The sequence below is a fragment of the Cytophagales bacterium genome, from assembly GCA_033344775.1.
Taxonomy (GTDB): domain Bacteria; phylum Bacteroidota; class Bacteroidia; order Cytophagales; family Cyclobacteriaceae; genus JAWPMT01.
This window is the reverse complement of record JAWPMT010000007.1, coordinates 33,744-57,113: the sequence shown is the minus strand read 5'-3', so window position 1 is coordinate 57,113 and position 23,370 is coordinate 33,744. Positions and strand designations below refer to the sequence as shown.

Here is a 23,370-nt window from a genome sequence, read left to right as displayed (position 1 = left end):
CGAACAAGCGCTCTTATCAAAACAGTGTGATCAATACTTAAATTCTAACTATTTTTTTCCATGAAGTAGTTGTAAATAATCGTTAAGCCAAGCACGAACATTCCTGCTGTAATACCCAAAAGGATGTTGACGTATGGAGGAGCGGTTAGTGAAACTCTAATCAGAATTGTAGCAAAAGCGAATGAAGAATAACGGAAGAGATTATAATACTTACTACTGTATCTAAGTGAAAAAAGAAGGATTAGAATATCTGAAAAGATCAGCACCGTATAGAAGGTATTGAAGGAATCTTTGTATTTACCAGTGAACATGAACTGGAACACATCTGTAATTCCCAAATAGAGGAATATAATTAATAAGACAACAGCCAAAGTCTTTTTGAAGTGAATGAATTCTACTTGTTCTTCATCATTTTTTGTAATTCTCTCATGCTTCTGTTTACGATAATAAAAGCCAATGATCAGAAAAATAATAAGGGCTCCGAAAGCGTCGCTCAGCATGTGAAAAAGTGGATCATATAGAAATGTGGACCACTCTACAGGATGATCGAAAGTACCAAATTCTTTAAATGCTGAGCGAAGTAGAATGACTGACAATATTTCAAACTGCTTTCCTACAGAATCAGCGACTGATCTTGGCAGGACAAATATGAGCCCCAGTATTTCGATGATAAGGAGAATTTGGAAAGCAATATCAATTGCAAGAAAGTAATTGGTCTTGTCGGGAAGGAACGACAAACTCGTATTCCGAGAAATAGCAACCAGAAGAGCACCTAGGAAAAATCCACTGATTAGCCCTTGGCTGATCAACTTATCTGTCTGATGGTGCTGCCATTTAATAGCAAGAAAATCGAAGAATTTAGTAGCGAAAGACATCACTTCAGTTTCTTTTTATTGATAGCGTCTCTGATTCTGCTGGCGCTCTCATAGTCTTCTTTTTTTAATACTTTTTCTAACAGATCTTCCAGTTCGCTTAGAGGGAAATTGATAAAAGAGCCTCTTTTATCTATGGGAAGTCCTTCTGTGTCCACAGTGAATCCGGTATTGTCCAAAATAGAATCAAATGTATAAATGGGACATTCAAACCTTACAGCAAGAGCAATGGCATCTGAGGTTCTAGAATCAATTGAACGCTTCTCTTCTCCAATTCTCAAAACGATTTTTGAATGATACCTGTCATCTACAATTTCGTCGATAATGACTTCCTCCAATGATGCTCCAAGAGTGATGATGGCACTGTGAAACAGATCATGCGTCTGAGGCCTGGCTGGCTTCATCTTTTCAATAACCATAGCGATGGATTGTGCTTCAGGAGCACCTATTGTAATGGGCATTCGCCGTTTCATTTTAATGTCCTCCAGTACCAAAGCAAATTGGCCCAGATGGCTTTCACTATTGGTCAATGCTATCAGGTTCAATTCAATTTTCTTCATAATCCCATGAAGCTGTAGACCATGAAAAAACCATAACCAATGCAAAGCACCCCTGATAAGAGAACAAATCCATTTTGAAACTTATTCCTTACTCCACTATTGGCGGTAATCGGGATTTTGAAGAGAGCGGCTACAATGGTCATTCCTACGATAGAGCCAATTCCAAACAGAAGCATATAGATAATACTAAGTGAAGAGGATTCTATTTCCGACATGGCAATAAGTACGACAGCACCACTTCCGGCAAGTCCATGTAGCAGGCCAATAGAATAGGCCAGCTTACTATTTTGGGGAACTACTATTTTCTTGTCTGATTGATTTTTTCTTAGATTGCCAATGCGGTAAATACCTAATCCAACAAGCGTAACCCCGACCAAAACTTCCAAATATTCAAATGAACTCAAATTGAGGGTGAGTTTGCCTATGATGATGATGCATCCTACTAAAAGTATGGTTGATGTATGTCCAAGTCCCCAAAAGAGTCCATCCTTGATTGCTTCTAAGAATGACGTTCTCCTGTTAGCAATATTTCCCACTGCTAGAACATGATCCGCTTCAAAAGCGTGGTTAAATCCGATGACAGCTGCAAAAAGTAGGGTAGGTATGGTCATGTAGTAAGGGGTTTTAGTATGACGCGGTGATTGCCTGTATCGGCAATGGCCATTAGGTTTTCTTCTATACAAATGGAAAAAGGCCAGTAAAGGGCATTGGTCGTTCCCATCATGGTCTTGGAATTCTCACTTCCGGTACCAAAGTCATCGTGTCCGATCAGGCTATGGGCTGATGGATTATTCTTTTCAGGAAAAGGGGAAAACCTTAATATTCTGCTATTCCCCGTATCGGCAATATAGAGATCTCCTTCATGAAAGAATGAGTCATAACACCAATTCAGTGTGAAGGCTGCTGGCTGTAATCTGTACTGATTTTGTCCATTACCTTCAAAGTTTTCCTGTCCAATGATGACATCTGCTTTTTGATTAAGGCCAGTTTTCCAGTCATGCCAAATCAATACCCGGTAGTATTGAGTGTCCGTAACTGCCATTTGACCTGTTTTGCTGATGCGGATGGAATAGGGCCAAATTGGATCGGTATTTTCATAATCTCGCTGGGTGAAATTCTCCTTTCCGATCACTTCATCTGCTTTTTGATAATTGGTGTTCGGGATAACTTTGAAAAACAATACTCTTCTATTTCCTGTGTCAGCGATCCAAAGGCTAGTACCATCAGAGAATACACCATAAGGCCAGTTCAGGCTTCTGGAAGTTGGGTCACTTCCTACTCCCTCCACGTTGGGTTGATTTGAACTAAATTCAGGTTGACCTAATACAACGTCGGCTGGCTGGCCATTTTGATTAGGAAAACTATTCCAAATCAGCACCCGATGATTCCAGGCATCTGCCACAATGAGGCGTTCTCCATCTGACCAAATCCCTGAAGGATAGTGTAAGGTACTTGCCGAAACTGATTGTCCACTGTTGCGCTTGGTTTCTGTTGCATTTGACTGACCAAGTGTGATACTAGGTTTTTGATGCTTTTCAGTTGGAAGCTGATTCCAAACGAAGACTCTGTTCTGACCTGTATCAGCTACAAATATTTTTCCATTGCTCATCCAGACTCCTCTCGGGGCAAGCAAAGGATTCCCCTCATCTCCATAGAATAGGGTGCTTTCCAATAAGAAGTCGGTCGTTATTTCATCCAGGTTCAGCATATTCTTGGAAGTTGCTCCCCTGGAAGCATGGTTAAAGCTCTTTTGCCCCCAATGGCACTTGTCATGATGACTTGTTTAGGATGATTTTTGGTTACAGTTCCAATGATCGACGCGTTTTGACACGCCTCGTGCGCTTGCAAAAAAGATAGGTATTGATCGGCAATATCCTTGGAGACGATACTAATGAAGACGCCTTCGTTAGCTACATACATCGGATCCAGGCCTAGCATTTCACAGGCTCCTAGCACACTTTCATTCACAGGTAGTTCCTTATATTCCAAGTCCATGCCTAGATTACTCTTTTCAGCCATTTCCTTAAGTACTGTGGCTACGCCTCCACGTGTGGCATCTCTCAAGACATGAATGTCAGAACCAAATTTTTCAATACTGGATTGAACCACCTTGCTTAGGTTTTTGGTATCGCTTTCAATGTCTGTTTCAAACTCCAAACCTGAGCGGACAGACATAATGGCGATACCATGTCTGGCAAGTTGATCACTGACTACAATACAGTCGCCGGACTTAATATTGTTAACCGAGATATTAGATTTTGGGTGCACGGATCCAATGCCCGTCGTATTGATGAATATTTTGTCACCCTTTCCTTTATCCACCACTTTCGTGTCCCCGGTGACAATTTGTACACCAGCATCTTCAGCCGCAGCTTTAATAGAAACTAAAACTTCCCAAAACTCGGTCATCAGTAGCCCTTCTTCCAGTATAAAGCTCAAGGAAAGATATTTTGGAATCGCACCGCACATAGCAAGATCATTGACTGTGCCGTAGACAGCCAACTCACCAATGTTTCCTCCAGGAAAGAAGATGGGATTAATAACGAAACTGTCTGTTGTAAAAGCTGAGGCGCCTGATAGATCTAAAATAGCTCCGTCATGTTGCTCTGAAAGCTTATCATTTTTTAAAAGATCAAAAACGCCCGCATCAAGCAATTTGTGAGTCAATATCCCACCACTTCCGTGACCTAAAGTGATTAGATCAAAGTCAAGTTTTGGCATAGGACAACTCAATTCCATTTTCATATCAGACTTCTGCTAATTCTGTTTCTCCTGAATAATTGTAATAAGCCGCACATGCACCTTCAGAGGAGACCATTGGAGCACCGAGTGGATTGGACGGTTTACATTTCTTGCCAAACTGAGCACAATCAAATGGTTTCTTAAGCCCCTTCATGATATCGCCGGCGATGCATTCAGCATGTTCTGATGCCTCTTCAATAGTCACCTCAAACTTTACATTGGCATCATATTGCTCAAGATCTTTCTTTACCTGATAGCCACTAGAAGGAATGACATCCATACCTCTCCACATGCGATTGGTGACATCAAAAACTTCAAAAATGGCTTGCTTAGCATTTGGGTTTCCTTCTTCGCTCACCATTCGGGTATATTGATTTTCCAATTTTGCTACGCCCGCTTCCAGCTGCTTGATGGTCATTAAAATACCTTGAAGTAAATCCACAGGTTCAAACCCTGTCACTACGATCGGAATATTGTATTCTTCCACCAATGGATAATATTCCTCTAACCCCATGATGGTGCACACATGACCTGCTGCCAAAAAGGCTTGCACCACACTTTCTGGATCACTCATGAGTGCGGATATAGCAGGTGGAACGAGCACATGTGAGGCAAGAATAGAGTAGTTAGTCAATTCTGTCCTTTTGGCGTGCAACACCGATAGGGCATTTGCAGGAGCTGTGGTCTCAAATCCAACGGCAAAGAAGACGACCTCTCTTTCAGGGTTTTCTTTAGCAATTTTCACTGCTTCCAATGGCGAATAGAGGATGCGAATATCAGCACCATTCGCCTTTGCTTCCAATAAACTTCTTTCTGACCCAGGCACTCTCAGCATGTCCCCGAATGAGCACAGGATTACATCCTTCTCCTCAGCTAGATAAACAGCTTTATCAATCAAATTAAGTGGTGTGACACAAACCGGACAACCAGGACCATGAACCATGGTAATTTCTTTGGGTAACAAATCAAGTATGCCATACTTTACTAAACTGTGTGTTTGACCTCCGCAAACTTCCATGATTGTCCAGGGTTGCGTAACGGTTTTTTTGATTTCGTCTAGGTACTGCGTGACCAGCTCCGGATCTCTATATTCGCTCAGATACTTCATAATTATTGATCTTTTAGTTGGTCGATGGAGGCGGGTTCCAACTCATCGAGCTCTCCAGCTTCCTTTAGAAACTCGAACGTTTTTTTGGCTTCCTCTTCATTTACGACACTTATAGCTACTCCCACATGGACAAGGACATAGTCTCCTTCTTTGGCTTGAGGTACCATTTCCAAACTAGCTTCTTTAGTAATTCCCCCAAATTGAACTTTGGCCATCCGCAGAATGCCATCCATTTGTGATTCGATGGCCTTTATTTTTCCTGGTATTGCTAAACACATGATTCAAACTGTTTAAGATTTTGGTTTTCTTTTAGCATTAAATTCTGGGCATAGGCCAACTGACCGTATGCGATATTTTCATCATTCGGTGATAATTCGGTATGGAAGTACAGCTGGAAATCTTCGTGAAGTTGATTTGAGATCAAATCCATCAACAGACCATTTTGAAATACGCCTCCACTGAATGCTACCTTTTCAAATCCATATGATTTTGCCACGGTTCTTATGATTTCAACCAGGGTCAAATGAAATCGGGCGCTGATGTCATGTTGGAGGTGTTCTCGGTCGTTCATGATTTCGTGGAACGTTCTTTCCAATGAAACCTGATCACCATCCAGACTAAAAGAATAGGGTTGAAATTGTCTTGCTGAAGCAAAAGCTTTTCTCGCATCCTGCTCTACAAGCATGGCAGCTTGACCTTCATAGTTATTTTCTTGGGAGAGGCCGGAAAGAAAAGCTACGGCATCAAATACACGACCCATACTACTTGACAATGTTCTCCGAGTATCAAGCGCCTTATTGTAAAAGTCCCATTCCTGCGACTTGAAATAGGGCTTTAGCTTTTCACGGTCTTGGATTCCAAGGATTGAGAGTGCGCACAATCTGTTGTCGAGGGCCATTCGGTCAAATGCCAGATTATTGAAGTAGGCAAGGTGAGCGACTCTGTGCATTGTGTAATTATGATATTCGAAGAATTCTCCGCCCCAAATATGTCCATCAGATCCGTAACCTGTCCCATCCCAAACCACCCCTAAAACCTTATCATCGTGCATCAGTTCTTTTTCATTCAATATGGCGGCAAAATGGGCTTTATGATGCTGCACTTTCGTTAGGGAAATATTTCTTTCCATGACGAGCGTTTTTCCGAATTCATGTGAGAAATATCCGGGATGTTCGTCAACGACGATTTCCTTAAGGTCCGGACTGACTAGTTCTAAAAAACTATTTAAGATTCTTTCAAATTGAATTCGGTTGTCGTAATGGCTGAGATTTCCAAGGTATTGAGAGATATAGGTATTGTTATTTACTGTGAGCCCGAATGATCCTTTCATTTCCGCTCCGAGGGCAAGTGTGTCATGATTAGGTGATTTGATACCTTGAAAGATGCTCGGAGAGATTCCTCGTGACCTACGTAGTACTATTTGACGTTTAGTGAACGGACTAAATTGAATAACCGAATCATCTTGAGGAAAGGTAATTGGTCGATTGTGATCAAGTACTATATCAGCCAGCTGAGAAAGTGCTGAAATATCTTCTTCGTGTATAATGGGTGCTCCACTGATATTTGCGCTTGTGGCGATTAATGGTCCTGCAAATCCAGAAGAGATGATCTCTAAAAGCGGGGCATAAGGAATCATTACGCCCAGACTATCGAGACCTGGAGCAATCCAATCCATGAGAAAGGACGATCTATTCCTTATTGACAGTAGAACAATTGGAGAGACTGGTCCAAGTAGTTGGTCTTTCTCTTCTTTACAAATGTGGAAGTGCTCTTCAACTGCAATGATGTTTGGAAATAGTACCGCAAATGGCTTGGTTGGTCGTTGCTTTCGTTTACGTAAAATTCTTATGGCTTTTTCGGATGCTGCATCGCAAAGAAGGAGGAATCCCCCGATTCCCTTTACTGCAATGATTTTATCCTCTTTCAGTTGTCGATTGACAGCAGTTAGGATCTCTTTTTGATCGAGTTCAAACTTTTGATTATTCAGGCACAGTTTCAATTGTATCCCGCATGTTTGACAGGAATTGGTCTGTGAGTAATAGCGCCGATCTAATGGTTCGTTATATTCTCTCTTGCAGGATCCACACATTTCGAACGAGTTCATGACCGTAAAGGGACGGTCATAAGGTAAACCCGAAAGTATTGAATATCGAGGACCGCAATGTGTGCAGGTGATGAAGGGGTAGGATAATCTTCTATCCTGGGGATTGTGTAGCTCGGCTAGACAATTTGAGCAAATCGCAAAGTCGGGTGAAATATTAATTTCAAGTTTACGATTCTGACTTTCTACAATTTGGAAGTCATCAAATGCTTCCGGATTGACTTCTCGAAAAGAAGACTCAGTAATCACAGCCAATTCCGGTTTTTCGGTTTGGCAGATTTGATAGAATTGCTGAGAAACAGAATGTTTGGCAGTGCCTCTTACATGTAGTCCATCGGTGGCATTGCAAACCCAACCTTTGATGCCTAATTCAAGAGCTTTTTGATAGACAAACGGGCGAAAACCTACACCCTGAACTCTTCCTTTGATATGTATATGAAAAGTGTTCAAAAGTTTTATGCAGTAACTGCAGCGTTCTCTTGCTTATGTTTTAACCTTTCTTCAAGCCACTCACACCAATTGTCTAATCCTTCACCAGATAAACTGGATATTTGAATCGCCTCAATGTCGGGATTGACGTCTCTTGCATCTTTAATAGCAGCTTCTACCGAGAAGGGGATATAGGGTAGCAGATCTGACTTGGATACTAGCATTAGATCGCTGGTATGGAACATCTTTGGATATTTCTTGGGTTTATCATCACCTTCTGTTGAAGCCAAAAGTGTTACCCTGAAATCCTCGCCCAAATCAAATGAGGAGGGGCATACAAGGTTCCCTACATTCTCCACAAAAAGTAATTCCACACCTTCCAGATCAATTTGCTCCATCGCTTGCCAAACCATTTGAGCTTCAAGGTGGCAAATACCGCCCGTCACAATTTGCAAAGCCTCGATTCCTGTTTCTCTGATCCGGTCTGCATCTCTTTCAGTTTCAAGATCCCCGACTAGCACTTTCATGTTGACTTTAGAAGAGAGTCGACGGGCTGTTTCCTGCATTAATGTTGTTTTACCACTTCCTGCCGAAGAGGTGATATTAATCAAAAGTATCTTTTTGTCAGCAACAAATTTGCGAATCGTGTCTGCGACGAAATCGTTGGCTTTCAATAAATTAAATGAGCTATTGTCACATTGTACGGTGCCTCTTGCTGCTTTGCTTGACTTTTCTGCTGCCATTATTCTATCAGTTTAACCTGGAATTTAATGGGCTGAATAGAATTAGAAAAGGCTTTCTAGAGTTTAGAAAATAATTTCTAAAAAATCATTCATCAAAGTGGACGCGCGCTATTGTGAGTTCATCCCCCTGAATGACGTTTTTGGTGGGGTGACCATTGCGACATTTGAAAGAGTAGTTGATCACTTCGGATTCATCGCCACACAATTCACATTTAACAATAATAGGGACAACACTCACGTGCAATTTGGTTTGTAAAAAGCGTTGCTGGTCTTCTGTTACGGCCTCAAAAGCATTCTGCATCAATATAGGCTCCACGTTGGACAGAACACCTACTGTGAGGTCTATTTGGTTGAGCTTGTCAAGTTCGTCTTCTCTGAACTCAGCCTCCAGCGTTCGGAAAATGTTTCTTACCAATGAAATTTCGTGCATGCTATCCGTTCAAGATGGCCAAACTTAGTGCTGATAGTTGTTCCAAATGGGCTTTGGCCTGGTTCATTAATTCCTGATTATTTGTCAACTCTTTGACCTCTCTGGCCTTGGCCAACATATCTTTATACCGTGCTCGCTCCATAGTATTGTTGATATTGTGGACTCTCCAGCATGCCTCTAGATAATTCAGTATCGAATGAGCTCTCTCATTAGGAAAGTTCTCGGCATTTCGAATTTCTAAAGCTTCGAGATAATAGTAGACTGCCTTTTCCGCATTGTCTCCTGTTTTGGCAGGTGGGTATTTCAACAGCGCATTGGCATAATTGTTAGCAACCATCGCGTATTCGTAAGGATAAACGTTCTTTTCATAGAATTCCAAACACTCTTTGAATGAGGTAGCTGAGAAAGCGGACCACATGGCTTTTTTCTTATCATCTGCGGGCATTTCGGCATATATCACAGCCATGTTGTGATGAATCTCGGCAAAAACATGAGGAAAATGTTCCCGGGTAAATGTCTTTATGGCTTCCTGAAAGGTGTCAATAGCAGCCTGATAAAACTGCGGGTTGCCGTCTTGAGCCCATGTGTAAAGTAACGTCCCTTTTCGGAGGTAAGCTGAAGCCAAAAATTCTGGCAGTTCCTCTTCACTGTATATAGTAATGGCTTTGGAGATGTATCCAAGTGATTCGGAATAGCTCTTTTCGAGATTGGTTAATTCCGAAGCACTGGAGTAGAGGTTGGCAACGACCCACTGTGTATTTTGATCTTCAAAGTATTTGATGGCATTCCAGATCAGGTCCTTAATTTCTTCCGCATTGGTACGATCCAAATTGGTATGGTGGGTAGTCATGAGTACATTGATCAGGTCAAGTTCCAGATATTTCTTGGATCTTTCGCTCAAGGCCAGTTCGAGATATTGGCGGATCAGTTCCTCAGCAGCTTCCGTGTTATGAGTATCTAACAATTGAACAGCCAGATGTTTGGCTGTACAGGCGGCATGCTCTTCGGAAGGAGATATCTCAATGGCTTGTTCGTAAAGACTTTCAACAGAGACTTCATTGTACAAATGACCAGCGTAGTGTGCGAGTATGGCATGATTATGCCATGAGAAGTAATCAGCATGGTCGGAAGGAGGTGTAAATATGAGTCGATCAAGGTATTGGAGCTGAAGGCCACATTTTATTGCATCAAGAACCAGTCGTGAAGAGTTAAACTGCAGGGCTTGCTCTGCGTAGCCTAATTTGAATAGTATGATGCTTATGATGTCATCTAAATCGAAGGGAATAGGAGCAAACATGACGGGAGGTTCGGTGCCATCCCAGGGAAGCGAGACCTTGATATAGTCATGATCAATAATCAAATGCGGCTTGGTTTCGTCAATTTTGGCCAAAGATTCGATATGGGTAGCTTCGGTCAATCCTTCGACATTGCCAATTGCCTGCTTTATCTCTTCCCAATTTTGGGATGTATATAAGTAGATCATACTTGAAAATTAACCTAATTCAATTCGTAGAAACTTCTTCTCTTCATTAGCAATGCAGGGTAGGTTTCGATCACAGTCATCAATTTCATGGTCAATGATCACTTCTCTTATGGCTATACTTTTAGTCCCAGCCTGATCTTTACTTTTCACCATGAATACCTTCGAGCTATGTAGCTTTGGAAACCATGTATTCTCCTCAGGTGATACCATTAAAATATCATGATCTTCTTTGTAGGAGACATACACATTATTGGTTTGCTGAAGTATTCTCCTAGCCAGTTCTGCTGGAATGATCAAATGGGATGCTTTGATCTTAATATCGCACTTCATGCGTTGCTTTTAACTCTTCTAACATTAACCGAACCACTTTGTCGCCAGCTTCTTTTACCTCTGGAGATAAATCCACCTCCAATCGAGTATTATCAACTGAGATAAGATAAACCTGAATATCTTCGGGATATTGATCCTGCAGTATTTTTTTAGCGTATGAAAGTGCCTGGTCCCATTTCAAGCTATGCAGAAAAACCATTGGATCTTCTTCCGGGGTTTTCATCACTTCTCTGGCCGGAACTTTGTAAAGCGTGCCTGGAGGTTCTCCTGTGTTGATCACCGCATCCACAATCAGGATCTTGCTATGACCTTGAAGTTGATACAGCACTTCAAAAGCTGAAGTACCCATATCGAGTATGGTGATATCTCCGGAATCAAGTGTTTTTTTTAGCTCATCGATTACGTAACATCCAATCCCATCATCGCTGCGGACAGGATTTCCAAAGCCCATTATTGCCGTTTTCTTCATCACACAAAAAAAAACCCGTAAAACTTACGGGTTCATGATTCGATTAATTTAATTGATTATAGTTTGAATTTTGCCAACTCTTTGCCGGATTTCTGGTCATGGGCATGTACGGTACAAACCAAACAAGAGTCAAAGGATCTAGCTACCATACCTACTTCTACAGGATCATGCGGATCTTCAATCTCAGTACCTTCAAGAGCTGCCTCGATTGGTCCAGATTTTCCTTCCGCGTCATTTGGCCCGACATTCCATGTGGTGGGGGCAACAACCTGATAATTTTTTATTACTCCACCTTCCACTTCTATCCAATGAGCAAGAGCACCTCTCGCGGCTTCAGTGGCACCAAATCCCTTACCATCTTTTTCTTCAGGTTTGATGTAGAATTCATCGTCAAGCACAATCTGTGTTAACCATTCATCAATGTAATTGTACAATCTTGGAGCTTCATGCACACGGGCCAACGTTCTTGTGAACACGCTTGGTCCTAATTTTTCCATGATGTCGCCGAACAACGGATCTTGAATTTGATGATCCATGTTATTGGGATTTGCATTCATGATCACACGTGCCAATGGACCAGCTTCGGCTGCATTGCCCATATATCGAGGTGCTTTTGCCCAACTGTACTTACCGTTGAAATCGGAATTTTCAAGATTTTGAGAAACTACCGGAGTTGGAAGCGGCTCATCCCATGGATGCGCCGGTTTTTGATGTTCAAACCAAGAGTGATCCACATGCTCAAAGATTTGCTTGTGATCAAATTCATGGTAACTCTTTCCGTCGTAGAAACCACTTGAGCTAATCAACGCATGATTACGGCTATCAATTGTAGGTGTATTGTATCTATCCTTGTGCAAGTATGTCCCATATGCAATGTATTTACCGACTCCTTGACCAAATTTGTCAAGTCCAAACTCGAGCGATGCCCTAATGAAAAGACCTAAATCACTATTTCGTTGAGATTCGTTTTCTTCAACCCAGGCCATCAAATCATCCCAGCTTTTGATCTGCATATATCTTTCAATGGAGCATCCCAGCCACGTAGTTTCTAACCAGTCATTTCTGAATTGGTTCATAATAGCATGGGCTCTGGTGATATCTTTCAATGTTGGAGCGCACATAACTCCTCCAGGAACCATGTAGCTGGAGTGAGGCCATTGGCCTCCGAATAGTGCATATACCTCGACTGGTCTACCACTTGCGGTCACTCCAGATTGAAAAGAAGTACCCGTGTAAGCAGCAAACCTTTTTACCACTTCTTGATAAAGGGGTTTGCTGGCAAACTTCTTGTTCGCCAAATCCGTAGCGAAAATGGCATAAAACCATCTGGGTATACTCTGAATGGTTTCTGTAGCTTGGCCGATTGCTCTCAAGAGAAGTGCATTTGGAGACAACTTCGTGCCCCATGCGGTATCTAATGCCGAAGAGGCACAATACAAATGTGAGCCCCCGCAGATCCCGCAGATTCTTGGTGTTACAATCAGTCCAGATTGCGGATCTTTTCCAGCCATGATTCTTTCGAATCCCCGGAACATTGCCGCCTGTGTGTGTGCCCTGGTAACGACACCACCTTCCATAAAAACTTTTACGTCCAGGTCTCCTTCTACGCGACCTACTGGAGATATATTCAATTCTTTTGTTGCCATTATAACTTATTTGGAAGTTTCAGTTAATGCCTTATTGACAGGGAGGATTTTCTCCCAACCTGCTCTTAAATAATACAATCCTTTGGATTGACCAGTTGGTACTTCCTTGGGGAAGATCCCCATGGTCCTCATGGTTTTCAGAACACTTCCTTTCCGTAAGTCATTGTGAGGGAATCCTGGTTCTGTACATCCTAGACATGGGTGGTTAGCCCTCGTTTTACTAGATGTTCTGTTCCACAAAATTCTGTTGCAACTCGCATGAGTCATTGGCCCTCTACAACCGACTTCATAAAAGAGACATCCTCCTCTTTTACCAAACCCTCCATCTACTTTTTGTGCGAAATTGTTTACGTTGGTGCAGCCTGTTTGTACAAAGTCCGTAAAGAATGTTTTTGGTCTATGATAGTCATCAATCAAAACATCACCAATGCGTCCTGTTGAAATGGCCACTAAAATTTGCGTGACCCAATCAGGGTGTGCTGGACAGCCAGGTATATTGATTACAGGTAATCCGCCTTTTGAAACATAATCTGCTCCTAATATTCCACCCTTCTGCTTTTTTAGGAATTGCATACCGGTAGATTCACTTGGATTAGGCGGCACTGCAGGTATTCCGCCCCATGTTGCGCAATCTCCGATTGCTACGGTAAACTGTGTGACAGCTGCTAACTCTTTGACCCAATCCATCATTGGGCGCTCAGCAAAGTAATTCATTGTGCCAGTACCATTCGGGCCTTGAATTATACTTCCTTCGAAGACAAAAATGTCAAGCTGAATTTTGCCTTCAAGTATATCTTTAAGAAGGTCAGTGACTTGTTCTCCTATTTCTAAGCCGATGGAAGGATGCCAGAGAATATTAATTCCGAAATCCGTGACTAACTCTACTACGGTAGGCTCTTCAGCGTCCAAAAAAGACATTGTGTTACCACTGCATGCTCCCCCTTGGAGCCAAAGTACATTCGCCATATTTTATTCGTTAGGTTAAATGTTTATCGTTAATTGGGGAGGATTTTTGAAAATCCATCAAACCATACCCTCCAAAATAGGGGATTTTGAATAATTAGAAAAAAATTTCTAGAAATATTTTTCTAATTATTCAACTGAGGCACTTGAGACGAATTTGCTGTATTCAACCATACCTTTCTTTGTGAGATAGGGATATAGCTGTGACCAAACTGACTTTTTGAAACTCTCCAAGCTCTCATCCATGTCTTTAATAGCTTGGTATGTGTACCAAAAAGTGACAGACATACACATGTTATCAGCCAGTTGATAGATATGTTCTAATTCCAGACTAGATTTCACAATTCCTCTCGACTTATTGTACTCAATTCTTTTTTGGAATTGGACGACCATCTTAGAGATGTAATCTTTACGTACTTCGTGAAGGTTGGGATGATTTCTTTTTATCTCTAATATGTCAATAAAGTAGAATGGGTACTTTCTGATAAAATCGAAATAAAGATCAAGCTGGTAATCTAAATCACGGAGGTCTGGCGTTACTCGATAGTTACTTAATATTGATGACAATTCATCTCCAATCTTATAGTAAGCAGTTGAGACTATAGCTTCCTTATTTTTGAAATGATAAGCGAGATTCCCTACGCTAATTTCTAGTTCATCGGCAATATTTTGCAACCGTACATTTACAAACCCTTGCTCGTTAAAAAGCTCAATCGCGGCTGAAATAATTCTTTCTTTCGTGTGACTCATGAATTTAGACCTTAGTTATCACAACTATGAAATATTGATGCATCAATCCTTAAAGTTCCCCTTTGATCCTTCGCTGCCTGCCTCCGCATAAAATTGGCAGTGAGCTCTGCTCTTTTAAGGGTCGTACATCTAGTAATTTTTCTTTTTATCAGTTTAAGAGGATCCGAAACATGGGCAAATACTAAATAGATATCCCAGTTACCATTGCGCTCAATTACATTTTCAATAACTGCACTGTCCAATAACCATTCATCCCTGTAGAATAAGTCCAAATCCATATATTCTCCTCTTAAATCTGTCATATGCTGCAGGTTCATCAGATCTAGCAGTTTACCGTAGCACCTCTTATCGATGTATACCTCTAGATTCATAATGGTATTGCTTTCCACTTGATCAATTGATCATATTCCTGTTTACCTATGTCAGATAAATAGGGCAAAATTAATTGCCACATCAGAATTTTAAACTTTTCCGAACTTAAACTACTATTTTCAGCCATTGTCATTCGCTGGGACCAAGAATTTTCAATGAGCCAGGTTAGATCAGCAACCTGACTTATAACGTCATCTTCTAAAGGGATCAATGCACCTCGGGATATATTGAATTGGAGGATTCTGAACAATTGATCCTTTTCCCATTTGGTATGTTCTTGGCATTTAAGGAATATCTCATTACTGTAGCGGAGTATCTCAAGCGTATCTTGATAGAAAAATGCATATTCATATTGAATTTGAAAAACATTATCCCAGTGTCTATCCAAGTTTTCGAAGAGTGGTACAATATTCAGCTCATTAATAAGCTCAACCTGTTTCAAAACTAAATCCTGGTAAATGTTGGCCAATAGGTCCTTCTTCGTTGCAAAGTGATAGGCTAAATTGCCTATACTGACATTTGCCTCATCGGCAATATGTTGAAGACGCACACTTGAAAAACCGTTTTGGTTAAACAACTGCAAAGCAGCTTTAAGAATGTTCGGTTTTGTCTCCTTCATGGAAAATAATTTAGAATATTTTTTCTAATTAGACAAAAACGTAATAGAGCTTTCGTTGGTTTAACATGCTCTAGTAATGACTGTTCTACATCGGAATTAGTAAATGTTTTCTAATAATTAGAAAGTATTTTCTAATTTTAAGAAGATTCGATTGTAGACGTAAAATATGAATAAGATAATACTTCCGCAGGCTGAATGGTCTTCATTGATGGCTCGTTTGGTAAAAGATTTCCCGGAGACATTGGATGAAGATGGGAATATTCTTAATCTAATAAAAGGTGAATGGCAAGAAGCAGGTAATAGAAAACCATTTCATTCTGCTCTGGATGGAACACTGTTGGGGTACTACCCAATGATTACCTCAGATATCTGTAAAGAGTCAGTGACTTATTTGTCAGCATCGAAGAAAAAATGGGCAAAGGAGTCTTTGGAAGTTCGAAAAGAAATGGTATCCCAGACCTTGGATGATATGGATAAGGTCAAAGAATTCTTGGCCTTTTTGTTAGTTTGGGAAATAGGGAAACCATTTGATCAAGCATTAGATGGAGTAAATAGGTGTATATCAGGGGTCCGTTGGTATCTGGAGAATATCCATGATATGATCGGAGCCAGGAAACCGATCGGAGTGGTGTCCAATATTGCTTCGTGGAATTATCCCCTTTCTGTTTTAGTCCACGCCTGTTTGGTTCAATTACTCTGCGGTAATGTGGCGATAGCAAAAACCCCCTCTGATGGTGGGCTGTTTGCACTGACAGTGTGCTTTGCCATTGGACATAGACATGGACTACCTATGTCGCTAGTCAGTGGTTCCGGAGGTGTACTAAGCGAAGCGCTCGTTAAAAATGAGCAGGTGGATTGTCTTTCGTACGTAGGAGGCAAAAGCAATGGCCGAATCATCGCCGCTTCATTGTACGATCGTAACAAGAGGTATATGCTCGAAATGGAAGGGGTGAATACTTATGGCGTTTGGAATTACAGTTATTTTGAGAAGTTGGGAAAACAGATCAGGTCTGGATTTAAATATGGAAAGCAGCGCTGCACTGCTTATGTGAGATATGTGGTGGAACGATCACTTTTTCCCGAGTTTTTGGACATGTATTTGCCTATTTTAAAATCATTGAGTTATGGTCATCCCTTGTTAGTAAATGAGGGAGAATCAAAGCCTCCGAAGCTAGACTTTGGACCGTTGATAAACTCCAGGAAAGTGAGTGATTTGAATGTTATGTTGACTGATGCGATGGGAAAAGGAGCAGTAGCTCTCTATCAGGGAAAAGTAAATCCATATGATTTTCTTCCTAATCAGGATCTTTCTGCTTATTATGCTCCAGTATCGCTACTTAACATTCCAAAGAACTCTACTTTGTATCATAGTGAGCCTTTTGGACCACTCGACAGTATCGTTCTTGTGGATTCCAAAGAAGAACTTATTAGCGAGATGAATGTGTCAAATGGAGCCCTTGTTTCAAGCATCGCTTGTGATGATGAAACAGAAGCAAAAGAAATTGGCTCTCAGTTGAGAGGTTTTAAGGTCGGTCTCAATAAAATGAAGTCTAGAGGCGATAATGAGGAGACATTCGGTGGTATAGGAGAGTCCTGGAAGGGTTGTTTTGTAGGAGGCAAGTATTTGGTGATGGCAGTAACAGTTGGAGAACCAGATGAAAAACTTGTTGGAAATTTCCCTGAGTATACTCTGTTGCCTTAATTCTACACTTGACAATAATTTGTCATCGAGGAAGAAAATACGGAGAAGTCGTAACTAGATGAAGTTACATGAATCCGATATTTATTGCGTGCTACTAGTTAGCGTTCAGCGGTTACGTAGAAAAGGGACTTGAATTAGTTGGGTCCTTTTCTTTTTACTCAATTATTTTCACTTATGCTTCCCGTTATTGTAATCAAAGGGATTCGCTATCTCACGCCTTCTACATCGAACTCTATTGCCATAAAGCTCATCCATTCCAGTGCTGTTAAGATTGGTAGTTAAGTGAGTAAGCACTCCTTGAGAAGGGAATAAGTCGTACGTAAAGAGAAGGATTTCGGCCATTACATTGCACTCATTACCAAAGAACTTCAGAGTATCTTTGGCTCCATAGTCATCAAAGCAATAGGTTTTAAGTTACCACTCCATATTGTTGTGTCTAAAGAAGTGATCGCTAAATTGTTGGATTACTTTGTAACCTTCCTGGATGAATTCAAATGATACCTTTCTGCAGGAACCATGGTGTGATGGTTGTGGGCTGCTGTGATGAACTGGAAGAGGTTTATGAGAATATTTTGCCAACACCGATGGGTCAAGTCAATAACATGCCTTTTCTGAAGCTGATGCAAAGTTTCTTTCTGCATTGGCCTGGTCCCTCATGAAATAGACCAGCAGTTTGAAGATTACTTCGTGATAATTGACAAGGGAATAAGATTGAAGGCCAAAAAGCAAGTGTTCTGGATTGGTCCCAATAGGTTGGTTCCGATAGTTATCGGAATGATAAGCGACCAATACAGATCTCTTACTTGGCCTTAGCTTAGGAGCGCAGCAAAAGGGTGCGGTTCCCCTGTAGAAATCGTCGCGTCAGGGAAGTTCCAACCGGCAAGCCGGAGAGTTTGGGTCAGGGACACCTTCTCAACTAGCTAACTTAGTACCAATGATCTAATGGAAGTGACAGAGCTTCGAATTAGTGTTTATTACCTGTCAGGGAAACTTGTCCCGGCTATTGGATGTAGAGTTTTATGGTGATGTCATTTTCGGATGATATTCCCGCTTAGGATGATATTGTTACTTACTGAATAGCTGGCCTTTAGATCATTTAAATATGAATGATTATGAAAAAAGGCCTCAATGTAATCCATCAACATGCTGCTGGAATAGATATCGGTAGCAGAGAGTTCTTCGTAGATGCTGGTGAAGAACAGGTTAAGATTTTCCCCACTTATACGCAAGGATGTCATGCGTTGAAAGACTATCTGATTAGTAGGAGAATTCAAACGGTAGCCATGGAATCCACTGGGGTTTATTGGATCATCTTGTATTCCATACTTGAAGAGGCAGGTATTGAAGTGTATCTGGTTAATGGTCGGGATGTTCGAAATGTTCCTGGAAGAAAATCAGATGTAAAAGATTGCCAATGGTTACGGCAATTGCATAGTTATGGTCTTTTGAGGAAAAGCTTTGTGCCAACTGGAGATTTTAGAGTTCTGAGAACCTACATGCGAGTAAGGCGAGATAACATACAATCTTCTGCAAGTCAAGTTCACCTGATGCAAAAAGCGCTTACTCTGATGAATGTTCGTTTGACGGAAGCTATTAATGATATCACGGGTGCCAGTGGGTTACGTATGGTGGAGAAGATATTGGATGGTGAAACTGATCCTGAAAAGCTTGTTGAATTATGTGAAGCATCGATTCTCAACAAGAAAAGAGATTTGGTGGTCAAAGCATTAGAGGGAGAGTACAGAGAAGAACATCTATTCGCGCTTAGACAAGCCTATCGATCATGGAAGCACTATAATGAGCTTATTCATGAGTGTGATAAAGAAGTTGAAAAGTTGCTTCAGGAAATTACGAGTCAAATACCTGATGTTGAAATCAAGGGTAAAAGAAAGCCCATTCGTTATCACAAGCCAGATATCAAGGACCTGCATCAGCCACTATTGAAATTAACTCAAGGAAAAGACCCAACCACTATTGCGGGAATCACTGATTACAGCTTTCTGCAAATCGTTAGTGAAATTGGTGTGGATATGAGTGCCTGGAAAACTGAAAAGCATTTTGTTAGCTGGTTAAAACTTGCCCCTCAGAAGAATAGCTCAGGAAAGAGTAACAGAAGGCATAAAGTCAAACGGCACAACAAGGCGAGTTACCTATTCAGAAATGTTGCTCAAGGAATACTCACAAGTAAACACCTTGCTTTAGGTTCATTTGGTAGGAGAATCAGAGCTAAAAGAGGTGGTGGAGTTGCCATCAAAGCCATTGCTAGAAAAATCGCCTGCTATTACTATCGAGTGATGACCAAAGGAGAGGCATTTGTAGAGCAAGGTATCCAGGCTTATGAAGATGCATTAATAGCCAAGCAGAAGAGGTACTTAGAAAAACTGGCTTTTCAACATAACATGGTGCTGGTACCTGCCGACCCAGATTTGTGTCCTTAGGATAGGAACAAAGTGCCGTGCGTCGGCCCGGCGTGTACTGTGGATAGCCTAGCCGGCCGCACCCGACCTGAAAGGAGACGCCCAAAAAAACAACTTCCTCTTCTGTATGGTATCGATTTATATAGCCAACCTATATAGAGGAACAGTGGTCGATCTTTGCTAAAGTCGTTGAACAAATTGTTGAAGTCTATCTCGAACATTAACTTCGGTTTTAAGATGACTTGCAGGAATGCTTATTGATTGGTTGAGTTTTGATTATGAAGACCAAGTGCTTCTGGAGAAGTATGTGGTGAAGACACCCTTGAGACACGAGTTGCATTTCGATAACAGGGGATGCTTTATTTATTTCAAAGGTGTGGAGCTAAACCTGTTGTCTCCGGAGTTCAAAGGGAAAGTGAATGATCAGGAGTCGGTACTGTTCAAGTGTGGCCATCATTACCTAGATCTGCTTAATCAAACGAGTGAGGAGCATGTGGAGATATTCGTGCTACATCTATATCCAGAAGTACTGAGAAATATTTTCATCAAAGACCTCCCTCAAATCATTCAGGAACGAGCGTTTGAAAAGCAAAGTCAGGTTATAGCTTCTAATGAGGTCATTTCAAAATTCATCGAGTCGTTGGAGTTCTACTTTCAAAATCCGACTCTGGTTAATAATGACCTTCTTGAATTGAAGATGAAGGAACTCGTTTTGCTATTGGTTCAATCCAAGTATCTGGATTCTATTTTGGAACTTATTGAAGATCTATATTCCGGCAAAAGGGTACGCCTGAGGAAAACCATAGAAACACATCTTTATACTGATCTAAGCGTAGAAGAACTGGCCAGTCTTTGTAGTTTAAGCTTGTCTTCCTTCAAACGAGAGTTTAAGAAAGAATTCAGCGACAGCCCAATCAACTATATTACTACAAAACGACTCGAAAAAGCCAGAGAATTGTTAAAGGTTACCTCTTTGTCTGTTAGCGAAATTGCTTACGAGGTAGGCTTCAACGATCCCTTATATTTCACACGTGCTTTCAAGAAGAAATTTGGCTTGGCTCCAACGAATGCTCGATAGTTGGATTGCTTGACCTGATTGTCCATACCTATGGACTTCCCGTCCATTTGGGCGACCGATTGCAAGAATAATTTTGATGAAAATTGTATCTCCACAGGTTGGAAGATGCACTAAAGGAAAGCATAAATGAAATTCCTAAGCCTCGTTCAATTATTCTTGTTATGCACCACCAGCTTATCTGCCCAATCAGGAGAACACCACACGTCACCGAGAGAAAATGAAAAGGGGACTTATGAGATCATTATGTCCGGCATTTACGTGTTCGAGCAGGGCGATGACTTTGCCGGTACGGAATTCCACTTTACTTATTGGATCAATGATAGATGGGGAGGCGGGCTCTCTTATACTCGGAAGTTTGAAGAAGGTGAATCCCGCAATGGTGTAGCATTGCTTGGTAGCTGGAATCCCTCTGGCTGGATGACGCTTAATGCTGGTCCTAACTTAACATATTCCCCAAAAAACCAGACGAATGAATGGGGGCTATACGCTGAATCGGAACTAAATATCCGGCTTAAAAGATGGTTCCACTTTGGTCCTGTATTGGGAACAGTGATTGGAAAAAGCTACGAAGTAAGCACGGGATTTCACCTGGGGTTTGAATTTCAATAGGAATAAAGGTAGGTCTTATAACATAAAAATCTAACAGGGATCAAAAAACCTCTTGTTGAATAACACTTGTCACACAAAAACAGATTGATCATGACACATAAAATAGAGAATGGTAATTGGAAATGGAATTTTGCCGCAGGGTTTGTTCCGTTTACTGCAGGGTTCGTCACAATCATAACTACTCTACTATCTAAAAGCAACGGAGAAGCTAGTTGGAACTTGATATTGATGCAGTTAGATTTTAGTTATCACGATATGGTAGCAGTATCAGCAAATTCCGGAGATTTTTTCGACCTTATTTTATCGGTTAGTGGCGTTAATATTGTTGTAGGCGCTTTTTCTGTCATCATGGTTGCGCGGTACGCTTTGAAAGATGGGCACCGATGGGCCTGGTGGTACATGCTCGTGGCGTTGTTGTGGCTTGGATTCCAGGATGCTTATTGGGCGTATATATTTTTCACCAAGACCGGAGCACCACTTTTCCCTATGCCTTTTGCTTTTTGTATACTGATGGCCATTGGCTTGATCAAGACCCGAGCCATTGTACTGAATCAGGAGCCCTGATCGGGTAACCAATTCAATAAGCCCATCAGATAACACGAGATAACAAAAGTATGGATTAAAACTTAAGATTAGTCATGTCCATGCTCAATCATCAGCTTAATCATATGAGAACTTTGAAACCGAGAAAAATAAATATTGCACGAAGTATGGTATCAGTTGCAGGAGCATTAATAATGCTGGTGGTACTTACTTCCGGGCATCATTATGAGACTTCTTTGGCACTGAAACACCCCAAACTAGATCTTCATGATATCTGGGTATTTGAAAGCAAGGACCTTACATCTACTGCATTCATCCTATCTTTTAATCCAACTACTCAGGCAAATGGCGATAATTTTTCTAATAATGGGCTGTATCACTTCCATATCGCAAACGACAAAACGCTTAATCGGGGTTTGACGTTAACTTTTGCCTTTGAAGGAGAAGAGGTGAGTATATATGCCTCGGATAAACCAGTCACTGAACCGGGCGAAAAAGGAACTTTGATCGGAAGCGGTCCTGTGAATAAGATCCTAAAATTTAGCAATGGCCTAAAACTTTTCACAGGAGCCAATCAGGATCCTTTTCAAGGCAATGCGTACGGTATCGACGGTTTTAAACAAGCTGCAGAGAAGGGTGAGTTTGATATGTCCGTATTTGATGTTGGTGAGGAGGGAAACGTTTTTGGCGCTTCTAATTCTGCTATCATTTCCTTGGAAATTCCTAACGAATTGTTGCCCAGTACCATTCACTATTATGCGTCATCGGATTTGTTCATCATGGGACACTGGCATCAAGTCAATACGATCGGGCATGTACTATTCCCACATATGTACTTGATGGGAGATGAAGCAAATACAAAGAAGCAATCCTTATCTCCTAAGGCCACTTTTGACATGCGCCAACAGGTCGCTGATGCGTTCAACTTATTCGTCGGTCTGTCAAAAATGAAATCCGACCCTCGGAAATACGCAGATAGTTTAGCCAATATCGTTCTTCCAGATGTGGTGTCTTATGAAATTGGAACAAAAGCACATTACGGTCTAAATCGACGCAATGGCAGACACTTAAGAGACGATGCTATGGACGTGGCTTTAGCGCTAATGCTCGGTGCTGATGAACCTGTAGATGATCAGGTAAGCATCAAGCCCGAGAGAATTACCAACGAGTTTCCTTACATCGTGCCAATTGATGATGCCTTCTTAAAAGCTGACCAAAAAACACTGGAGGTCGAGGCCTTAGGGGCATTGTTATTTGACCTTGAAAACAGGAATGAACCTAAGGCTGATCCTGTGGAAAGTGGAAGTGCAGTGATTACTAGTTACCGGGTATACTGGTCGGTTTTCGCTGTACTGGCTGTTGGGCTATTGATCGTATTCGCGATCCGGAGAAGCAAAAGATAAT

24 protein-coding genes are annotated in these 23,370 nt (G+C 41.3%); 6 read left to right on the top strand and 18 right to left on the bottom strand.

Features of this window, described 5'->3' with window-relative positions:
- Positions 1-44 precede the first annotated feature (44 nt).
- The 18 genes from R8G66_32265 to R8G66_32180 all read right to left on the bottom strand — a co-directional run bounded on the left by R8G66_32265 (position 45) and on the right by R8G66_32180 (position 15,617).
- The gene (locus R8G66_32265; protein MDW3197098.1) at positions 45-875 is read right to left on the bottom strand and encodes a hypothetical protein; all 831 of its coding nucleotides are present in this window, start codon (positions 873-875) and stop codon (positions 45-47) included.
- Entirely contained in the window at positions 875-1,432 is a 558-nt protein-coding gene (locus tag R8G66_32260) for a bifunctional nuclease family protein (GenBank protein MDW3197097.1), read from the bottom strand. Before R8G66_32260 ends, R8G66_32265 begins: the two co-directional genes overlap by 1 nt.
- Positions 1,429-2,043: an urease accessory protein gene (locus R8G66_32255; protein ID MDW3197096.1), complete on the bottom strand. Its 615-nt coding sequence runs from the start codon at positions 2,041-2,043 to the stop codon at positions 1,429-1,431. Before R8G66_32255 ends, R8G66_32260 begins: the two co-directional genes overlap by 4 nt.
- Positions 2,040-3,140: an NHL repeat-containing protein gene (locus tag R8G66_32250; protein MDW3197095.1), complete on the bottom strand. Its 1,101-nt coding sequence runs from the start codon at positions 3,138-3,140 to the stop codon at positions 2,040-2,042. The genes R8G66_32255 and R8G66_32250 overlap by 4 nt, the downstream gene beginning before the upstream one ends.
- Positions 3,134-4,177 (bottom strand): hydrogenase expression/formation protein HypE, encoded by a 1,044-nt coding sequence (gene hypE / locus R8G66_32245; GenBank protein ID MDW3197094.1) that lies wholly within the window; start codon positions 4,175-4,177, stop codon positions 3,134-3,136. Before hypE ends, R8G66_32250 begins: the two co-directional genes overlap by 7 nt.
- A 1-nt stretch (position 4,178) precedes the next feature.
- On the bottom strand, positions 4,179-5,282 hold the full coding sequence (gene hypD, locus R8G66_32240; GenBank protein ID MDW3197093.1) for a hydrogenase formation protein HypD: 1,104 nt from the start codon (positions 5,280-5,282) through the stop codon (positions 4,179-4,181).
- Between the two features lie 2 nt (positions 5,283-5,284).
- Positions 5,285-5,560, bottom strand: a complete 276-nt coding sequence (locus tag R8G66_32235; protein MDW3197092.1) for a HypC/HybG/HupF family hydrogenase formation chaperone — start codon at positions 5,558-5,560, stop codon at positions 5,285-5,287.
- Positions 5,551-7,833, bottom strand: a complete 2,283-nt coding sequence (gene hypF / locus R8G66_32230; GenBank protein MDW3197091.1) for a carbamoyltransferase HypF — start codon at positions 7,831-7,833, stop codon at positions 5,551-5,553. Before hypF ends, R8G66_32235 begins: the two co-directional genes overlap by 10 nt.
- Before the next feature lie 5 nt (positions 7,834-7,838).
- Positions 7,839-8,555 (bottom strand): hydrogenase nickel incorporation protein HypB, encoded by a 717-nt coding sequence (hypB, locus tag R8G66_32225; GenBank protein ID MDW3197090.1) that lies wholly within the window; start codon positions 8,553-8,555, stop codon positions 7,839-7,841.
- An 85-nt stretch (positions 8,556-8,640) separates the two neighbouring features.
- Positions 8,641-8,985: a hydrogenase maturation nickel metallochaperone HypA gene (locus tag R8G66_32220; GenBank protein MDW3197089.1), complete on the bottom strand. Its 345-nt coding sequence runs from the start codon at positions 8,983-8,985 to the stop codon at positions 8,641-8,643.
- 1 nt (position 8,986) lies between these two features.
- Positions 8,987-10,468 (bottom strand): hypothetical protein, encoded by a 1,482-nt coding sequence (locus R8G66_32215; protein MDW3197088.1) that lies wholly within the window; start codon positions 10,466-10,468, stop codon positions 8,987-8,989.
- A gap of 9 nt (positions 10,469-10,477) precedes the next feature.
- Complete coding sequence (locus R8G66_32210) at positions 10,478-10,798, bottom strand: hypothetical protein (protein MDW3197087.1); 321 nt, start codon at positions 10,796-10,798, stop codon at positions 10,478-10,480.
- On the bottom strand, positions 10,782-11,267 hold the full coding sequence (locus tag R8G66_32205) for a hydrogenase maturation protease (protein MDW3197086.1): 486 nt from the start codon (positions 11,265-11,267) through the stop codon (positions 10,782-10,784). The genes R8G66_32210 and R8G66_32205 overlap by 17 nt, the downstream gene beginning before the upstream one ends.
- Positions 11,268-11,323: 56 nt before the next feature.
- Positions 11,324-12,913 (bottom strand): nickel-dependent hydrogenase large subunit, encoded by a 1,590-nt coding sequence (locus tag R8G66_32200; GenBank protein MDW3197085.1) that lies wholly within the window; start codon positions 12,911-12,913, stop codon positions 11,324-11,326.
- Between the two features lie 6 nt (positions 12,914-12,919).
- Positions 12,920-13,879, bottom strand: a complete 960-nt coding sequence (locus R8G66_32195; protein ID MDW3197084.1) for a hydrogenase — start codon at positions 13,877-13,879, stop codon at positions 12,920-12,922.
- A 126-nt stretch (positions 13,880-14,005) separates the two neighbouring features.
- The gene (locus R8G66_32190; protein MDW3197083.1) at positions 14,006-14,626 is read right to left on the bottom strand and encodes a TetR/AcrR family transcriptional regulator; all 621 of its coding nucleotides are present in this window, start codon (positions 14,624-14,626) and stop codon (positions 14,006-14,008) included.
- 11 nt (positions 14,627-14,637) lie between these two features.
- Positions 14,638-14,928 carry a hypothetical protein gene (locus R8G66_32185; protein MDW3197082.1) on the bottom strand — a complete coding sequence of 97 codons (291 nt, stop codon included), beginning with the start codon at positions 14,926-14,928 and terminating at the stop codon, positions 14,638-14,640.
- A gap of 65 nt (positions 14,929-14,993) precedes the next feature.
- Positions 14,994-15,617 (bottom strand): TetR/AcrR family transcriptional regulator, encoded by a 624-nt coding sequence (locus R8G66_32180; protein MDW3197081.1) that lies wholly within the window; start codon positions 15,615-15,617, stop codon positions 14,994-14,996.
- Positions 15,618-15,783: 166 nt separating this feature from the next.
- Between R8G66_32180 and R8G66_32175 the strand changes: the two genes are divergently transcribed.
- From R8G66_32175 to R8G66_32150, 6 genes are all read left to right on the top strand, one after another.
- On the top strand, positions 15,784-17,319 hold the full coding sequence (locus R8G66_32175; protein MDW3197080.1) for an aldehyde dehydrogenase family protein: 1,536 nt from the start codon (positions 15,784-15,786) through the stop codon (positions 17,317-17,319).
- Positions 17,320-18,431: 1,112 nt separating this feature from the next.
- On the top strand, positions 18,432-19,757 hold the full coding sequence (locus R8G66_32170; GenBank protein MDW3197079.1) for an IS110 family transposase: 1,326 nt from the start codon (positions 18,432-18,434) through the stop codon (positions 19,755-19,757).
- Between the two features lie 229 nt (positions 19,758-19,986).
- Positions 19,987-20,814 carry an AraC family transcriptional regulator gene (locus R8G66_32165; GenBank protein ID MDW3197078.1) on the top strand — a complete coding sequence of 276 codons (828 nt, stop codon included), beginning with the start codon at positions 19,987-19,989 and terminating at the stop codon, positions 20,812-20,814.
- Positions 20,815-20,940: 126 nt separating this feature from the next.
- On the top strand, positions 20,941-21,423 hold the full coding sequence (locus tag R8G66_32160) for a hypothetical protein (protein MDW3197077.1): 483 nt from the start codon (positions 20,941-20,943) through the stop codon (positions 21,421-21,423).
- Between the two features lie 90 nt (positions 21,424-21,513).
- Entirely contained in the window at positions 21,514-21,987 is a 474-nt protein-coding gene (locus R8G66_32155) for a hypothetical protein (GenBank protein ID MDW3197076.1), read from the top strand.
- 104 nt (positions 21,988-22,091) lie between these two features.
- Positions 22,092-23,369 carry a DUF4331 family protein gene (locus tag R8G66_32150; GenBank protein ID MDW3197075.1) on the top strand — a complete coding sequence of 426 codons (1,278 nt, stop codon included), beginning with the start codon at positions 22,092-22,094 and terminating at the stop codon, positions 23,367-23,369.
- The last annotated feature ends 1 nt before the right edge of the window (position 23,370 follow it).

What these genes read in the sequence shown, in the direction of transcription:
- hypB (MDW3197090.1), bottom strand. Translation starts at nt 8,555, where the DNA reads ATGGCAGCAGAAAAGTCAAGCAAAGCAGCAAGAGGCACCGTACAATGT.
- R8G66_32205 (MDW3197086.1), bottom strand. Translation starts at nt 11,267, where the DNA reads ATGAAGAAAACGGCAATAATGGGCTTTGGAAATCCTGTCCGCAGCGAT.
- R8G66_32155 (MDW3197076.1), top strand. Translation starts at nt 21,514, where the DNA reads ATGACACATAAAATAGAGAATGGTAATTGGAAATGGAATTTTGCCGCA.
- R8G66_32185 (MDW3197082.1), bottom strand. Translation starts at nt 14,928, where the DNA reads ATGACAGATTTAAGAGGAGAATATATGGATTTGGACTTATTCTACAGG.
- R8G66_32160 (MDW3197077.1), top strand. Translation starts at nt 20,941, where the DNA reads ATGAAATTCCTAAGCCTCGTTCAATTATTCTTGTTATGCACCACCAGC.
- R8G66_32260 (MDW3197097.1), bottom strand. Translation starts at nt 1,432, where the DNA reads ATGAAGAAAATTGAATTGAACCTGATAGCATTGACCAATAGTGAAAGC.
- R8G66_32195 (MDW3197084.1), bottom strand. Translation starts at nt 13,879, where the DNA reads ATGGCGAATGTACTTTGGCTCCAAGGGGGAGCATGCAGTGGTAACACA.
- R8G66_32255 (MDW3197096.1), bottom strand. Translation starts at nt 2,043, where the DNA reads ATGACCATACCTACCCTACTTTTTGCAGCTGTCATCGGATTTAACCAC.
- R8G66_32200 (MDW3197085.1), bottom strand. Translation starts at nt 12,913, where the DNA reads ATGGCAACAAAAGAATTGAATATATCTCCAGTAGGTCGCGTAGAAGGA.
- R8G66_32170 (MDW3197079.1), top strand. Translation starts at nt 18,432, where the DNA reads ATGAAAAAAGGCCTCAATGTAATCCATCAACATGCTGCTGGAATAGAT.
- R8G66_32215 (MDW3197088.1), bottom strand. Translation starts at nt 10,468, where the DNA reads ATGATCTACTTATATACATCCCAAAATTGGGAAGAGATAAAGCAGGCA.
- hypD (MDW3197093.1), bottom strand. Translation starts at nt 5,282, where the DNA reads ATGAAGTATCTGAGCGAATATAGAGATCCGGAGCTGGTCACGCAGTAC.
- R8G66_32165 (MDW3197078.1), top strand. Translation starts at nt 19,987, where the DNA reads ATGCTTATTGATTGGTTGAGTTTTGATTATGAAGACCAAGTGCTTCTG.
- R8G66_32235 (MDW3197092.1), bottom strand. Translation starts at nt 5,560, where the DNA reads ATGTGTTTAGCAATACCAGGAAAAATAAAGGCCATCGAATCACAAATG.
- R8G66_32180 (MDW3197081.1), bottom strand. Translation starts at nt 15,617, where the DNA reads ATGAAGGAGACAAAACCGAACATTCTTAAAGCTGCTTTGCAGTTGTTT.
- R8G66_32265 (MDW3197098.1), bottom strand. Translation starts at nt 875, where the DNA reads ATGTCTTTCGCTACTAAATTCTTCGATTTTCTTGCTATTAAATGGCAG.
- R8G66_32210 (MDW3197087.1), bottom strand. Translation starts at nt 10,798, where the DNA reads ATGAAGTGCGATATTAAGATCAAAGCATCCCATTTGATCATTCCAGCA.
- R8G66_32175 (MDW3197080.1), top strand. Translation starts at nt 15,784, where the DNA reads ATGAATAAGATAATACTTCCGCAGGCTGAATGGTCTTCATTGATGGCT.
- R8G66_32150 (MDW3197075.1), top strand. Translation starts at nt 22,092, where the DNA reads ATGAGAACTTTGAAACCGAGAAAAATAAATATTGCACGAAGTATGGTA.
- R8G66_32250 (MDW3197095.1), bottom strand. Translation starts at nt 3,140, where the DNA reads ATGCTGAACCTGGATGAAATAACGACCGACTTCTTATTGGAAAGCACC.
- R8G66_32190 (MDW3197083.1), bottom strand. Translation starts at nt 14,626, where the DNA reads ATGAGTCACACGAAAGAAAGAATTATTTCAGCCGCGATTGAGCTTTTT.
- R8G66_32220 (MDW3197089.1), bottom strand. Translation starts at nt 8,985, where the DNA reads ATGCACGAAATTTCATTGGTAAGAAACATTTTCCGAACGCTGGAGGCT.
- hypE (MDW3197094.1), bottom strand. Translation starts at nt 4,177, where the DNA reads ATGAAAATGGAATTGAGTTGTCCTATGCCAAAACTTGACTTTGATCTA.